The organism is Moorella thermoacetica, from assembly GCF_001267405.1.
GTDB classification, from domain to species: Bacteria; Bacillota; DSM-521; order Neomoorellales; family Neomoorellaceae; genus Neomoorella; species Neomoorella thermoacetica.
This window is the reverse complement of the sequence record NZ_CP012369.1, coordinates 1,503,445-1,515,888: the sequence shown is the minus strand read 5'-3', so window position 1 is coordinate 1,515,888 and position 12,444 is coordinate 1,503,445. Positions and strand designations below refer to the sequence as shown.

General features: G+C 48.7%; 20 protein-coding genes and 2 pseudogenes. 20 read left to right on the top strand and 2 right to left on the bottom strand.

The genetic code is table 11. The features are described 5' to 3' along the window. Nucleotides 1-470: 470 nt before the first annotated feature. Nucleotides 471-842 carry a cyclophilin-like fold protein gene (locus MOTHE_RS07675; protein ID WP_011393092.1) on the bottom strand — a complete coding sequence of 124 codons (372 nt, stop codon included), beginning with the start codon at nt 840-842 and terminating at the stop codon, nt 471-473. A gap of 435 nt (nt 843-1,277) precedes the next feature. Here MOTHE_RS07675 and MOTHE_RS07670 point away from each other — a divergent pair, with 435 nt between their 5' ends. The 9 genes from MOTHE_RS07670 (at nt 1,278) to MOTHE_RS13300 (ending at nt 7,890) form a co-directional block, all read left to right on the top strand. Continuing rightward, nucleotides 1,278-2,132 carry an AAA family ATPase gene (locus tag MOTHE_RS07670; protein ID WP_053094873.1) on the top strand — a complete coding sequence of 285 codons (855 nt, stop codon included), beginning with the start codon at nt 1,278-1,280 and terminating at the stop codon, nt 2,130-2,132. Then, complete coding sequence (locus MOTHE_RS07665) at nt 2,132-3,475, top strand: VWA domain-containing protein (protein ID WP_011393089.1); 1,344 nt, start codon at nt 2,132-2,134, stop codon at nt 3,473-3,475. Before MOTHE_RS07670 ends, MOTHE_RS07665 begins: the two co-directional genes overlap by 1 nt. Nucleotides 3,476-4,020: 545 nt before the next feature. Next, nucleotides 4,021-4,701 (top strand): RNA polymerase sporulation sigma factor SigK, encoded by a 681-nt coding sequence (gene sigK, locus MOTHE_RS07660; protein WP_011393088.1) that lies wholly within the window; start codon nt 4,021-4,023, stop codon nt 4,699-4,701. 127 nt (nt 4,702-4,828) lie between these two features. Next, nucleotides 4,829-5,323, top strand: a complete 495-nt coding sequence (locus tag MOTHE_RS07655) for a hypothetical protein (protein WP_053094872.1) — start codon at nt 4,829-4,831, stop codon at nt 5,321-5,323. 165 nt (nt 5,324-5,488) lie between these two features. Further along, on the top strand, nt 5,489-6,118 hold the full coding sequence (locus tag MOTHE_RS12845) for an accessory gene regulator ArgB-like protein (protein ID WP_011393086.1): 630 nt from the start codon (nt 5,489-5,491) through the stop codon (nt 6,116-6,118). Between the two features lie 2 nt (nt 6,119-6,120). After that, the gene (locus MOTHE_RS12840) at nt 6,121-6,243 is read left to right on the top strand and encodes a cyclic lactone autoinducer peptide (RefSeq protein ID WP_080996778.1); all 123 of its coding nucleotides are present in this window, start codon (nt 6,121-6,123) and stop codon (nt 6,241-6,243) included. Between the two features lie 82 nt (nt 6,244-6,325). After that, the gene (locus MOTHE_RS07650; protein ID WP_053094871.1) at nt 6,326-6,751 is read left to right on the top strand and encodes a hypothetical protein; all 426 of its coding nucleotides are present in this window, start codon (nt 6,326-6,328) and stop codon (nt 6,749-6,751) included. A 174-nt stretch (nt 6,752-6,925) separates the two neighbouring features. Next, complete coding sequence (locus tag MOTHE_RS07645; protein WP_162490064.1) at nt 6,926-7,594, top strand: sensor histidine kinase; 669 nt, start codon at nt 6,926-6,928, stop codon at nt 7,592-7,594. Between the two features lie 62 nt (nt 7,595-7,656). Beyond that, nucleotides 7,657-7,890 (top strand): hypothetical protein, encoded by a 234-nt coding sequence (locus MOTHE_RS13300; RefSeq protein WP_158499106.1) that lies wholly within the window; start codon nt 7,657-7,659, stop codon nt 7,888-7,890. Here the strand turns inward: MOTHE_RS13300 and MOTHE_RS12835 are convergent. Beyond that, nucleotides 7,825-8,106, bottom strand: a pseudogene (locus tag MOTHE_RS12835) (transposase); the annotation flags it as partial. The gene MOTHE_RS13300 and the pseudogene MOTHE_RS12835 sit on opposite strands and share 66 nt — an antisense overlap. Nucleotides 8,107-8,171: 65 nt before the next feature. On the opposite strand from MOTHE_RS12835, the gene MOTHE_RS07640 reads away from it, so the two are divergent. From MOTHE_RS07640 to MOTHE_RS14290, 11 genes and pseudogenes are all read left to right on the top strand, one after another. Beyond that, nucleotides 8,172-8,393 (top strand): hypothetical protein, encoded by a 222-nt coding sequence (locus MOTHE_RS07640; RefSeq protein ID WP_053094870.1) that lies wholly within the window; start codon nt 8,172-8,174, stop codon nt 8,391-8,393. Beyond that, nucleotides 8,390-8,572: a hypothetical protein gene (locus MOTHE_RS07635; RefSeq protein ID WP_053094869.1), complete on the top strand. Its 183-nt coding sequence runs from the start codon at nt 8,390-8,392 to the stop codon at nt 8,570-8,572. Before MOTHE_RS07640 ends, MOTHE_RS07635 begins: the two co-directional genes overlap by 4 nt. A 284-nt stretch (nt 8,573-8,856) precedes the next feature. Then, nucleotides 8,857-9,171, top strand: coding sequence for a nucleotidyltransferase domain-containing protein (locus tag MOTHE_RS07630; RefSeq protein WP_011393084.1), 315 nt, complete (start codon nt 8,857-8,859; stop codon nt 9,169-9,171). Beyond that, nucleotides 9,110-9,559, top strand: coding sequence for a HEPN domain-containing protein (locus tag MOTHE_RS07625; RefSeq protein ID WP_053094868.1), 450 nt, complete (start codon nt 9,110-9,112; stop codon nt 9,557-9,559). Before MOTHE_RS07630 ends, MOTHE_RS07625 begins: the two co-directional genes overlap by 62 nt. A 22-nt stretch (nt 9,560-9,581) precedes the next feature. Beyond that, nucleotides 9,582-10,112 (top strand): copper amine oxidase N-terminal domain-containing protein, encoded by a 531-nt coding sequence (locus MOTHE_RS07620; RefSeq protein ID WP_011393082.1) that lies wholly within the window; start codon nt 9,582-9,584, stop codon nt 10,110-10,112. A gap of 111 nt (nt 10,113-10,223) precedes the next feature. Next, nucleotides 10,224-10,787, top strand: a complete 564-nt coding sequence (locus MOTHE_RS07615) for a hypothetical protein (protein WP_162490063.1) — start codon at nt 10,224-10,226, stop codon at nt 10,785-10,787. An 86-nt stretch (nt 10,788-10,873) separates the two neighbouring features. After that, nucleotides 10,874-11,131, top strand: coding sequence for a hypothetical protein (locus MOTHE_RS07610; RefSeq protein ID WP_053094865.1), 258 nt, complete (start codon nt 10,874-10,876; stop codon nt 11,129-11,131). Nucleotides 11,132-11,134: 3 nt separating this feature from the next. Continuing rightward, a complete protein-coding gene (locus MOTHE_RS07605) occupies nt 11,135-11,548 on the top strand; it encodes an LNS2 domain-containing protein (RefSeq protein WP_011393079.1) in 414 nt (137 codons plus the stop codon). A 21-nt stretch (nt 11,549-11,569) separates the two neighbouring features. Continuing rightward, nucleotides 11,570-11,875, top strand: coding sequence for a DUF4258 domain-containing protein (locus MOTHE_RS07600; protein WP_011393078.1), 306 nt, complete (start codon nt 11,570-11,572; stop codon nt 11,873-11,875). A 5-nt stretch (nt 11,876-11,880) separates the two neighbouring features. Continuing rightward, a complete protein-coding gene (locus MOTHE_RS07595) occupies nt 11,881-12,135 on the top strand; it encodes a YgiT-type zinc finger protein (protein WP_011393077.1) in 255 nt (84 codons plus the stop codon). 78 nt (nt 12,136-12,213) lie between these two features. Beyond that, nucleotides 12,214-12,444 (top strand): annotated as a pseudogene (locus MOTHE_RS14290) (helix-turn-helix domain-containing protein); the annotation flags it as partial.

The following is a 12,444-nucleotide window of genomic DNA, read 5'->3' as shown; positions in this document are numbered from 1 at the left end:
TGAATAGGGGGCAGCCTGCGTTCCATTTTTCCATGCCTAGCTTACAATCAACGTCCAGCAAGCTCCAATTATTATTACAAGTCACCTCGAGGAAGCGCGCCAGGATATTCTTTAGTAAAACCCGCATTTAAAGGTAAGGGCTGCCGGCATATTGCCAGCAGCCCCGGGGAGCCTTAAGACGAAAGGGTTAGGTTATTAATTACCAAAGAACAACAGGATGAGGATCAAAAACAGGATAAAGCCCCAGTGACCGAAGAAACCAGGTCCAAAAAAGCCACCCATAGTAATCCCTCCTACCTTATTATTCCAACTGTATTACCTGCACCCTCCGTCCCATGGCAACCCCTTCCAGTAATTTAATCTATGCAGGCAATTACCGGAAGGTTACACCGGGGGAATTTAGAGGTTAACTGGTGTTTATTTCGCCATTAAGCATACCGGCCTGCAGGTTTACTGCAGGCCGGCTCGTATCATGCTTCCTTTATCTCCACCCTGGCACCGTCAGGAACTTGCTTTAAAATATGACTATCTGCCTCAAAACGCCCGATTTTATTTACCGGGCTGGCCGCTCGAGGCTTATCATCGACACTGGCCGGAGTCGGGCCGAAAAAGAGGCATAAAGCATGACCCGGAGGCCAGTAGGCGATGTCGCCAATTTCCATTACCTCTGTAGCACCCTTTTCCAGGCCTGCCTTTACCGGAATGGAGAAGTAGATTTCGTGGCCCCAGGTATTCACCCTGCCGGCCAGGGGAAGGGCGTCCTGGATTTTCCTGGCGGTTTCACTGTCGTTTAGTTCGGCAGGTACCGTAATGTTGTTATTAAAAGTTATGCAAATGCGCATGCCTCCACCACCTTGTTTTACGTCTGTTAAAGTTGTCACGGCAACTTTATAATAAACGGTTGCGTTCCAACGCCCGGGATTTTCCTCCTTTGATTAATTCCGTCAGGGCTGGTATGGGTATCTGGTTATTACTTCAACCGCTTCAGCATGACAATCTCCTCTTCCTGGGTACTCAGGCGGTTGCTAAGACGCCTGATATCTTCCCGGACGTAGCGCAACTCGTGTTAAATGAGCCTGGCGTTCATGGACTCTTGACCCGGTTCCAGGTTGCCAACCCGATTGTTTAATGTATGTAATTCGTTTAAAATTTGTTTGAGTAACTCTTCCATGGGGTTGCTCCCCTCTCCCTGGCAGTTAATTTGAGGAATAAATCTGGATGATAAAAGTATAACAAAAAACTCCTGATTAGGTAAGCAGTAAAAGGGGGTATGACTATTGTTTTTTAAGGGTCCCGACGAGGTTGGGGAAAGGCTGTCCCGGGTTGGCTACCTGGCCGGCAATAACGTTAAGGTGGCGATCTACCTGGCAGATATCCTGCAGAAACCGGTGCTGGTGGAAGGCCCGGCCGGGGTGGGCAAGACGGAACTGGCCTGGGCCCTTGCCCGGGCGACCGGTACCCGGTTAATCCGCCTCCAGTGTTACGAGGGACTGGATGAAAGCCGGGCTCTTTATGAGTGGAACTACCAGAAGCAGCTTCTCTACCTGCAGGCGCAACACGGCGCATGGTCGGAAGTCCAGAAGGACCTCTTCAGCGAGGAGTTTTTATTACCCCGGCCCATCCTGAAGGCCTTCTTGAGCCCGGAACCGGTTACCCTCCTCATTGATGAGCTGGATAAAAGCGATGAAGAGTTTGAAAGCTTCCTCCTGGAGGCCCTGGCTGACTACCAGGTTTCCATACCGGAATACGGTACTGTCAGAGCCCGCGCTGTGCCCATGGTGGTTATTACCAGTAACCGCGTCCGCGAATTGAGCGATGCCTTGAGGCGACGCTGCCTCTATCTCTACCTGGACTTCCCCGGTCGCGAAGAGGAACTGGCTATTTTACGCCTGAAGCTACCGCACCTGCCGCCTTCCCTGGCCTCCGGCATAGTTAATTTTGTCCAGGGACTGCGGGGCAGGGGGTTAAAAAAGCCGCCCGGTATCGCGGAAACCCTGGAATGGGCGCAGGTGTTACAGGCCCTCAAGGTTGAGGACTTAAATGAGGAAGTAATTGGCTCTACCCTGCCGGTTTTGATTAAAAAACAGGAAGACCTGGCTCTGGTCCAGTCCCGGCCGGGGTGGTATGCTTAATGGATACAATTCCGGAAGTCCTGCAGGAGATAGCTACCTTATTGCGCGCCGGGGGTATAGAGGTGACCCTGGCGGAAATGGTGGATGCTGTACGGGGCTGGCAGACCACCCCGGGGGCTTACTGGCCGGAGGTTTTGCAGGTAACCCTGGTCAAGAGATACGAGGATTTGAAGCCCCTGGCGGCCTTGCTCTCCCTCACCGGCAGCCATGGCTGGCCGGAACAGCCTGCCTGTAAGAACAGGGGTATGGCTTCCGGGCAGGCTACGCGGCACGCAGGCGGGCAGTTGCCGGTCCAGGACGTAATGGCAGCTCTTTTTAATGGTTCTGATAAAGACCTCAACGACCTGGCGGAGCAGGCCATCGACCTGCTGGGAGAATTGAATGCCGAAGCTCTGGACCACCTGGAGGGTAAGGTAAGGGAAGCCAGGTTGGCTTTAAACTGGCATATGGTCCGCCACAGGTTAAGGGTTATGGAAAGCGAGGGGCGGCAGGAGGCCCGGGAGGCCCAACAGAGGTTGCAGCTATTGGCAGCGATTATTCGCCGGAACCTGGAGTTGCGCCTGGTGCAAGAGTTTGGTCCTGAAGCCATGCTGGCTATTCTCCGTACCTACAATCTGGCCGAAAAAGGATGGAGCGAGCTGGCTGAAGGGGATCTGGCCGTTATGCGACCGTATTTAAAGAAACTGGGTCGCTATCTGGGAAATAAGTATTCCTGGCGTTACCGGCCCGCTCACCGGGGGAAGATCGACCTGCGCCGCACTGTTAAAGAAGCCTGCCGGCACGGCGGCGTTCCCTGGCAACTCCGCTACCGCGACCGTCGCCGGGAGAGGCCGGTCCTTTTTGTCCTGGGCGACATTTCAGGTTCGGTAGCGCCCTTTAGCGTCTTTATGCTGGAATTGATCTACGCCATGCAGCATGCCTTTCGCCAGGTCCGGACCTTTGTTTTTGTTGATGACCTGGCTGAAGTTACCAACGCCATCAGGGAATCGCAGGACGCCGGGGCCATGGAGCAAGTGGCCCGTTTCGCCCGCTGCTCGGTTAGCGGTTACTCCGACTTCGGGCGTGTCTTCAAGCTGTTTCTGGAACGCTATGGAGAGGTTTTAACCCCTGAGACTACAATTTTAATCCTGGGCGACGCGCGCAATAACTGGCGGCAACCGGAGGTCGATAGTTTTGCAGCTATTTGCCGTAAAGCAGGAAAGGTAGTATGGCTGAACCCGCAACCGGAAGCCTCCTGGAATACCATGGATAGCTCCATGGCTCTTTATGCCCCCTTCTGCCACGCTGTCAGGGAATGCTCGAATCTAAAGCAGCTAATTGCCATTGCCAGGGAGGGGCTTTAAATAGAAAGGCTACCAGTATAACATACCGGTAGCCCCCTGGGAGATGGAATTAGTTGCCAAAGAATAACAGGATAAGGATCAAGAAGAGAATGAAGCCCCAGTTGCCAAAGAAGCCAGGTCCTCCAAAGCCACCCATAATAATCCCCCTTTCCGGTAAACCTTTCTTTAGTAGGTGTCATTTCCCAGTATTTAATATATGCCTTTTTCCCAGGAAGGTTACAGGAGGTAGATGCCGGTTCTAATTGTCACCAAAGAAAAGGAGAATAAGAATCAAGAATAGAATAAAGGCAAAACTCCCGCCAGGGAACGTAAATCCCAGACCGCTTTCCTGGCTCCCCTTTCTAGCAGCGAAAAGGTTCTTTTCCTCAGCCATATAGATCCCTCCATCTGGTGGTGATTTACTGTAACTTATTCTGCCTAACAGGCAGATGTTCCAGATTTTATAAATAAATGGAGGGGCTAAGGCGGAACCTGGACAAGCACCAATTGTACCTAGCTTCCATATATATAAAGGGTAAAGCCATCCTTCCCGGGGGGTATACAATATGGAAGCAGGTTTTGTTGCTCTGGTTGCCCTTTCTGTTTTAAAGGGCATTAGTTTACTACTGTCGTATATCAGCAATAATGCCTTTCCCCAGCCCCTGTCTGAAGAAGAAGAGCAAAAATACCTGGAACTCTGGCTGCAGGGCGATCAAAAGGCCCGTAATATTCTAATTGAACATAACCTGCGCCTGGTGGCCCACATAACCAAAAAATTTGAGAACACCGGTGAGGATACCGAAGATCTGATATCCATAGGCACCGTTGGGCTTATAAAAGCTATTAACACTTATAATAAGGCTAAAGGCACCAAACTGGCCACCTATGCAGCCCGTTGCATAGAGAATGAGATCCTCATGCATTTAAGGACCCTTAAAAAGACACGGGGAGAAATTTCCCTCTATGACCCAATTGGCGTTGACCGCGAAGGCAATGAGATCGCCCTCATCGACATTCTAGGCTCGGAACAGGACGTAGCCGAAATGGTAGAATCTTCTTACGAACAGCAAAGAGTGCGGCAAAAGATAAGCACCCTCACCCCTAGGGAGAGAAAGGTTCTGGAGATGCGTTACGGGCTATGGCATGGTTTACGCCGCACCCAGAGGGATATAGCCAGGAAGATGGGCATTTCCCGTTCCTATGTTTCCCGCATCGAGAAGCCTGCTCATATACATACAACTTCCTAATACCTGCAAAAACCAAATAGTTTCCCAATAGGTTTGCCTGTTGGCGCGGTCTTGGCCGCGCTATATTTTTTAACTGGACGGTTTTTTATGATTGCGGTAAAATATTGGCAAGGGAGGGGAAAGAGGGGTGGCGGTCGTGCCGGAAGATATCATAAAGGAAATTGAAAAAGGCAGGAAAGAGGTTTCCGCGGGGGAAGAAAAAACCGTGGACTTCGGTTTTTACCTTCTCCTGGACAGGATAGGGAGCATCAAAAGCGATCTCCAAAAGCAGATAAGCGATCTCCAGCAGCAAATGATGGAAGTAAAAGAGGATCTGCGCCAGGAGATTAAGCAAGAGGTTAACGGCCTGCACCAGGAGATGAAGCAGGAGGTTAACGGCCTGCGGCAAGAGATGAAGCAGGAAAATAATAGCCTGCGCCAGGAGATGAAGCAGGAAATAAATGGCGTGCGGCAAGAGATAAAGCAAGAAATAGATACTCTACGGCAGGAATTGAAGGATGATATAAGGCATATTGACGGGAAGTTAAATAACGTCATCTGGGCGGCGATAGGAACATTTTTTGCGGTGCTGGTTGGCGCAGCAGGTATTGTTGTAGCAATATATTATACGGCTCCGAAGTGAACCCGTTCTTGCAAGCCGGACGGGTTTTTCTTTTTTAATCCGCTTTACGCCGGATTTTTTATTTTTGCAGGGGGCGACCATAGAGACGGCCAGGCGGCGTTTGTTATGAAAGTTTTTAAAGAAAAAGGCAGGAATTAGGTAAATTACGTCGAAATAATTCTTATTATGAGTAACAGTAAGTTTTTGGACAGAGTGGCATTTTATTTAGCCAATGAGTCCGGACGAGATGCTGAGGTAATTTTGTTTGGAATGCGCTTATTTTTTACAAGCGCTTCCGGTTATGTCGCCTTAATAATTCTCGCTTCATTGTTGGGTATACTCCCATATGCCTTAGCAGCAGCTATTACTGCTTCTATATTCAGGATTTTTTCTGGCGGTGCCCATGCTTCTTCTCCATTAAGATGTAATTTAATTGGAGTGGGCGTTTTTTTAACCCTTGGATTTATATCAAATTTATTTCCATATGTTCAGTCGCTGATTTATCTCCCGATTATTATAGCTATTATTGGTATATACGTCATATACCGATATGTTCCTGCAGAAACCCCTGGAAAGCCGGTTTCCTCGCAAGTGCAAAGAAAATACTTGAGAGCCATTTCCTTTTCTTTGTTAAGTCTTTGGAGTGGCATAAGTTTTTGGGGATTAAGTTCACCAGGTGAATTTTTCGAAACCAAGACGGTTCTAGCAAGCTGTTTTGGTATGGCATGGCAGCTATTTACCCTTACACCCATCGGTTTTAAGATAGTAGGAGGTATGGACAGTTTGTTTAAATTTTCTATGGAAAGGAGGGGATAGTAATGAAACGCATTATGATTATTATGGTAGCCACGTTGTTTACCATCTTTGCCTTTGCTAATGTTGCTGCAGCCTCTGGACCCTGGGGCTACCAGCCCGAAGTCCCTGCCAAGTTATTGAAATAGAAATTTAAAAATAGAGAGGATGGGCTGTTTTGGAGGACCTTCGCGTCCTGTTTTTTTTCTATATATTGTAGAGGGATTTCTAATGACCATGACAGGCTTGCGATTATTTGGTTATAAAACTAATGTAAAGATTCTTGCAGCTATTAGTATAACTTATGGGGCTTCCATATGGATAATTCGGGGAGTATACCAATATTACCATATTCCTCTTGGTAGTCATTCCCTTATCTTAACGGTAATTTTATCTTTCTTAATTAAAATGATAGGCAAGGTAAATTGGGGCACTGCATTGGGAGCTGCATTAGTGAGCTTCAGCTTAGTCATGCTAGGTGGGGGTATGTCTATAGTCATAATACAGTATTTTCAATTGGATGTTACCAATGTTTTGAGTAACCCCTGGTTGCACGTATTAATGGGATATACAGAAATTGTGTTTTTGGCATTAATGTTGATTATTAATAAAGTGTTTGGGTTTACCTTAACTAGATCGCAGGAGATACATAAGTAGGGATTATTCATGGAAAAAAGATGGTTGCTTTTTGTAAACCTTCTTTTGTTACAGCTTTTTTTGTTCCTCTTATTGGCTTACAATTATGTTTTTACGAGCTTCAGAATACCCGTTACTATTGTTTTGTTTGCTATTATTGCTGTGATGATTTCAAGTTTATGGGTGGTCCGGGAGATGCTTAGACTGGTTGAAAGGGAAAGTGAAGCCGAGAAAGTAATGGTAAGGTTAGAGGAAGCCGAAAAATTAATTACCACCTTGAGGTCTAAACATCATGATTTTGTGAACCATTTACAGGTAATCCTGGGACTTATTCAATTGAAGATGGATAATGATGCTGCCGATTATATTAAAAGTCTATCAAAAGATCTAATTCAAATTGAAAAACTTGTTTCCTTAAAAAGGCCGGAAGTTGCCGCCCTTATTAGCAGCAAGCTGGCAAGTCTGAGTTATTTGCAGGCGTCGTTAGATGTGAATACTTCTTTGGCCGAGTTGTCTATCTCTCCAGATAAGCTGGTAAGTATTCTTGGCAATTTGCTTGATAATGCTATTTACGAGACGAGCTTCTATAAAGATAAATGGATTAAGATGAGAATCGATCAGGAAGATGAGTGGTTTATTTTTGAAATAACAAACCCGGGTACTATTGCACCTGAGATCCGAGAAAGGATTTTTGAACCGGGATTTACAACCAAGGGACAGGAAGGATCGGGGATGGGTTTATTTATTGTTAAAAATCTGGTGAGGGAATGCGGTGGAACTATTTCCTTTGATTCACGTGATGATGATATAATGACAGTATTTACGGTCAGATTGCCAAAAATTCCTATGGAGTATGGAAACTGATCATCGGAACTCTGCTGTCTCTTCTGACCCTCATGGTGGCTATCACCATGCTGCGGAAGTAATTGAAAACCCTTGAAGCTGCTGCAACAGCTTCAAGGGTGGTAGATGAACGCCGGTTGGTGGGGGATTATACTTCAATCCACAAAAGTTTTTGGTTGTTCATGCAATCCGGCTCCATAGCCAGCTATAAGGAAATAACTGAAAAAAAGAGGTTAATTGCAGTTACAAGATTAACCCATCACCATCCCCTTATAGATTTGGCCTTTACTCATCAGCGCAAAGACCAGTCTTACTAGTTTACGGGCAGTCAAGACCAGCGCTCGTTTATGCTGGTGCTTAGTAACCTCGCGATATTTAGTCTGGTAATAGGCCTTATACTCTTCGTTGTGCACCCGCAACGAATTGGCAGCTTGGACTAGGTAATAGCGCAGGTAGCGGTTGCCGCTTTTAGTTAAACGACGTTCTTCGGCATCGAAATCGCCCGACTGGTAACGGGTCCAGGTAAGGCCTGCGCGGCGGGGATATCGGCCAGACCATAACCCTGGCCACCAACGAGTATACCTCTATCCAGGTGGGGATGAATTTTGTGGACAAGCCGGGACAAAAAGCAGACCTCACGAAATATTTTAAAGCCGGCGATACCATTAACGCCCTGGTGAAAGACGGCCAGGCTCTTGCCCTGCACCGGGAAGCACGGCCGGGGGAGCAGGTGCAGCAGGTACAGGTCAGCGCCTTGCCTGGCGGCCAGCCTTCCTCCGATACCAGCCAGGCGGATCCGGAGCAGGGGCAGAAAAAGTGAGACCGGAAGAAAAACAATGCGGGGCATTGAGAGAGAGGGCCGGGGAAATCCGGCCCTTTTATTATGGTTGCGGCTTCATTGAAATAAAGCAAAAAAGAGTAATAAAAACGGCCTTCCTGCCGGCCTCAGATTATACCGACGCCCTGGCCGGTCCGGCAAGGGTACGGCCTGCGGCATAAACGGCCTCCGCCCTGCCTTCCGGGCGGGTCCCCTCCATTTATTCCTCGGCCCGACCCTGCGGGCCGCCCTTGCCTCACGGCCGGGCGGCAAGTTTGGCAGCTAAGGCCGGGAGGCCGGGGCTGAAGGCCTAACGGAAGGAGGGGTGGCAAAGGGTGAAGGGATATGAGATCAGGGTGGTGAGTGGTTAGCCATATTGATAAATTGGCAATCCTGGGGTAAAATGGTGGCAGGAAGGTGATAAAATGGCACACCTTCAATACTCCTGGCCCGGGAGGGACCATTCATGAATAACAAAATAGTTTATTCTATGGTCAAACGTATACAGGAAAAGTTTAATCCCGAAAAAATAATAGTTTTTGGCTCCTGGGCGAGGGGTGAAGCTGGGCCGGATAGCGATGTTGACATCCTAGTTATCATGGACTGCACGCGGGAACAAAAGCGGGAGATACAGGCAGCCATCAGGAAGGAACTACGGGAGTTTAAGGTTCCTAAAGATATTGTAATTGCTAGCCCGGAGGACATAAACAAGTATAAAGATGCCTGGTGGACCGTTTACCATCCTGCCCTTGAAGAAGGGAAGGTTCTTTATGAACAGTAGGGAGAGGGAACAAGAAGCCTTGAAATGGCAGGATAGGGCGAGAAGGGACCTGCGGGTGGCGAAGATGCTTTTTTATGATAAAGAACCGGAATTTGATCTGGCTTGTTACTTATCACAGCAATGTGCCGAAAAAAGTTTGAAAGCCCTCTTAATCCGCCTTGGGATAAGGTTCGCTTATAAACATGACCTTGATTACCTGGTGGGGTTATTACCACCGGAGGATCAAGAGAAATTTTATAACACAAGATTGGAATGGCTAAGCGGATGGGTTACTGAAGGCCGTTATCCTGGAGACGCAGCAGGAGCAACCAGGGAAGATGCCCAAAGAGCAATTGAGATAGCAGAAGCTATATACAATAATGTTTCCAAGGCTTTGCGAAGCGAATAAAGTACCGGTACGCCGGTGCTTTTTGATTCCTACCAAAGTAATGGAGGCTGATACCATGCCCCGTAAAATTAACCTTCTCATTGCTTTCCTCCTGGCCGTGACGCTGGCCCTGGCGGCCGGGGGCGTGGCGGAAGCGAAGAATTTAAACGTTGATTTTACGATAGGTTACAACGTTTTTGGATATACAACTCCAGAAGACACAACCAAATCTGTAAATTGCAAGATGGATGTGGCACCCTTCATCGAGAACGACCGTGCCTATGTGCCCGTGCGCTACCTGGCCTACGGCCTGGGTGTGGCGGAGAAGGACGTAAATTGGGATGAGGCAAGCCAGACCGTTGCTTTAAGCATGGATGGCACCACGTTGGAGCTCCAGGTGGGCAGCAAGACCCTCTATGTCAACGGCAAGCCCCAGGAAATGGACGTGGCCCCGCTGATGAGAGACGACCGTGTGTTCCTGCCAGCCAGGTTCGTGGCCGAGACGTTCGGGTACGAGGTTGGTTATGATGATGGTCCCGATAAGATAGTGGGCATTTATCTGCCGCAGAAGTAACAAATCTAAATTTATACGGGAGGTGAGCGGCCCCGGCAGTCTATGCCGGGGCCGGCGGCTATGTACGGAAGGAGAGGTTTTCTCTCCTCTTTTCTTTCTCTCGCCCTGGTAATGGCGCTGGTGCTTTCTTTGCCGCGGGAGGCCGGCGCCTTTGCGACTGCGACGCAAGGCCCCTACGGCCTAAAATACGCCTATACCGAGGGGGCATTCTTCCAGTTCTACCTGGTGAACCCCTTCGAGATAGGGCAGTTTAGCCAGAATAACCTGCCCAGCGATACCCAATTTGTCAATATGCCCCCGGAGAGCCGCTTCGCGCCGGACCTGCTCTTCGCGCCCATAGACTGGTCCACGGGCAGCCTCAACATAGAGAAAGGGTACGGCTTCCTGCATCCTGCGGCGATCCCGCAGGACTTGAGCACCTGGCTGGAGGCCCTGGAGTGGCCTGCAACTGACGGGTACTATAACGTCACGGACGCCGGAGCCAAGCAGGGCAGCACCGCCGTGAGGAACATCTTTTACCATAACGTCTACGGGACGTGGTTCAAAGCCGTACCGAACACCACCAGCGCATCGCCGACCAACCCCCTCGACATGGGGGACAGCGGCACCAGCTGGGTCGTGACGATCAATGACGGACGGTACAATTTTACGCCTCTGTGGACTTTATTCAACTAAAGAATTGTTTTTTAAGAGATTTTGCCGCAACGGTGGGGTTTATAGGGTGTAATATAAGTTATTTGCGGCAAACGAGGTGAAAAAATGTGCCTGAAACCTTGAAGCGCCTTGATTTGCGGTTGCCGTCAGAACATCCCGTATTTCGGTACCCGCCCCGTATAAGGCCGAAAGTTGCTCGGGAATGGTTGGACCTGGGGATGCGCCTGGCGGCCATAGAAGAAAGGCTGGCCAAGCTGGAAGAGCGGGGGTCTATTCCTCCTACTTCAGGCGCTGGCAATGGGGAAGGGAAGAAAATTGACCCTATCGAATTCCGGGAAACCCTGGCGGGGGTTTTTGATTTTTAGGAGATGTGGTGGCCAGAGGTGGGGGAGAAGAACCCGTTTGTACCGGTGCACATACAGGTATCAGAACTGGATATTCTTGCGAAGTTGGGGCATGAAATCGTGTATTTGACAAGCAGGCCCGTCCTGGCAATCGATTTAACCCGGGCATGGCTTGCTGCCCATGGCTTCCCGCGCGGTTCTATTGTTTTCCTGCCCAGGGGACACAAAAAGTTTTTTGCGCTTTATTACAGTATTGACCTGGTTTTTGAGGATGACCCGGCAGAGGTGCTTCAATTACAAAAGGCGGTTGGAAGGGTATTAGTTCCGGCGTGGCCTTATAACCTGAATACTAAAGGGCGCGGAATTAAGGCTTTTACCTCGTGGAGAGAGATTGTGGGTTACATAGATTGTTTCCGTCAATTACGTATGGTACTATAACTTATAACGGAGGAGAAAACCTTGGATATAGAGAAAATCCGGGACAAAATAAGAAAGGGGCAATACCGTTTAACAGTCCATGCTGCAATTCGTTCCAAGGAGCGGGGAATTACAACTGGCGATATGGAAGCCGCTATATTGAATGGAGAAATTATCGAAGAATATCCCAACGATAAACCTTTTCCAAGTTACCTTATTTACGGTCACACACTTTCCGGGCTGCCGTTACATGTAGTTTGCAGTTTGGCGCCCATAAGCGATATTATCACCCTCTACCTTCCGGATGAGAAAAAGTGGATAGATTACAAAGTCAGGCGAAAGGAGTAACCGCCATGAAGAACGACCAAAGTATTTGCCCAGTATGCGGGGGAACGCTAGAAGAGAAACTAATCCAGCTTGATTTTCGTTATAAAGGCCGATTAATCGTGATAGAAGGAGTACCGGCCCAGGTTTGTAAAGACTGCGGTGAACAATTAATTTCCGCCAGGACTTCCAAGGATATAGATGTTCTATTGGATTCGGATATCAAACCAATTAAGCAAATTAATGTGCCGGTATTGCCATTCCGCCATATTGCCCAAGCTTAAGAAAGTAACCTTCTCCTTGCCGGTGGTCTAAAAACCACCGGCTTTTTTATTGCAGGCAGCGGAAAAGGAGGGGGCACTTTGGAAAAGACCCTAATAATCGACAGTCCCGTACTCAAGAAGGGCTTTACTTCGGCGCCCAATGCAGTTTTATACGATTCTTCCCTCTCAATAGGGGCGCGATGGCTTTATATCATTCTTTTATCCTTTGCCTGGCAAGAAAATGAGTGCTGGCCAGGGCATGAGCGGTTGGCCCAGATTGCCGGCTGCCATAGGAACACAATAGAGAAATACCTGAAAGAACTTAGGACC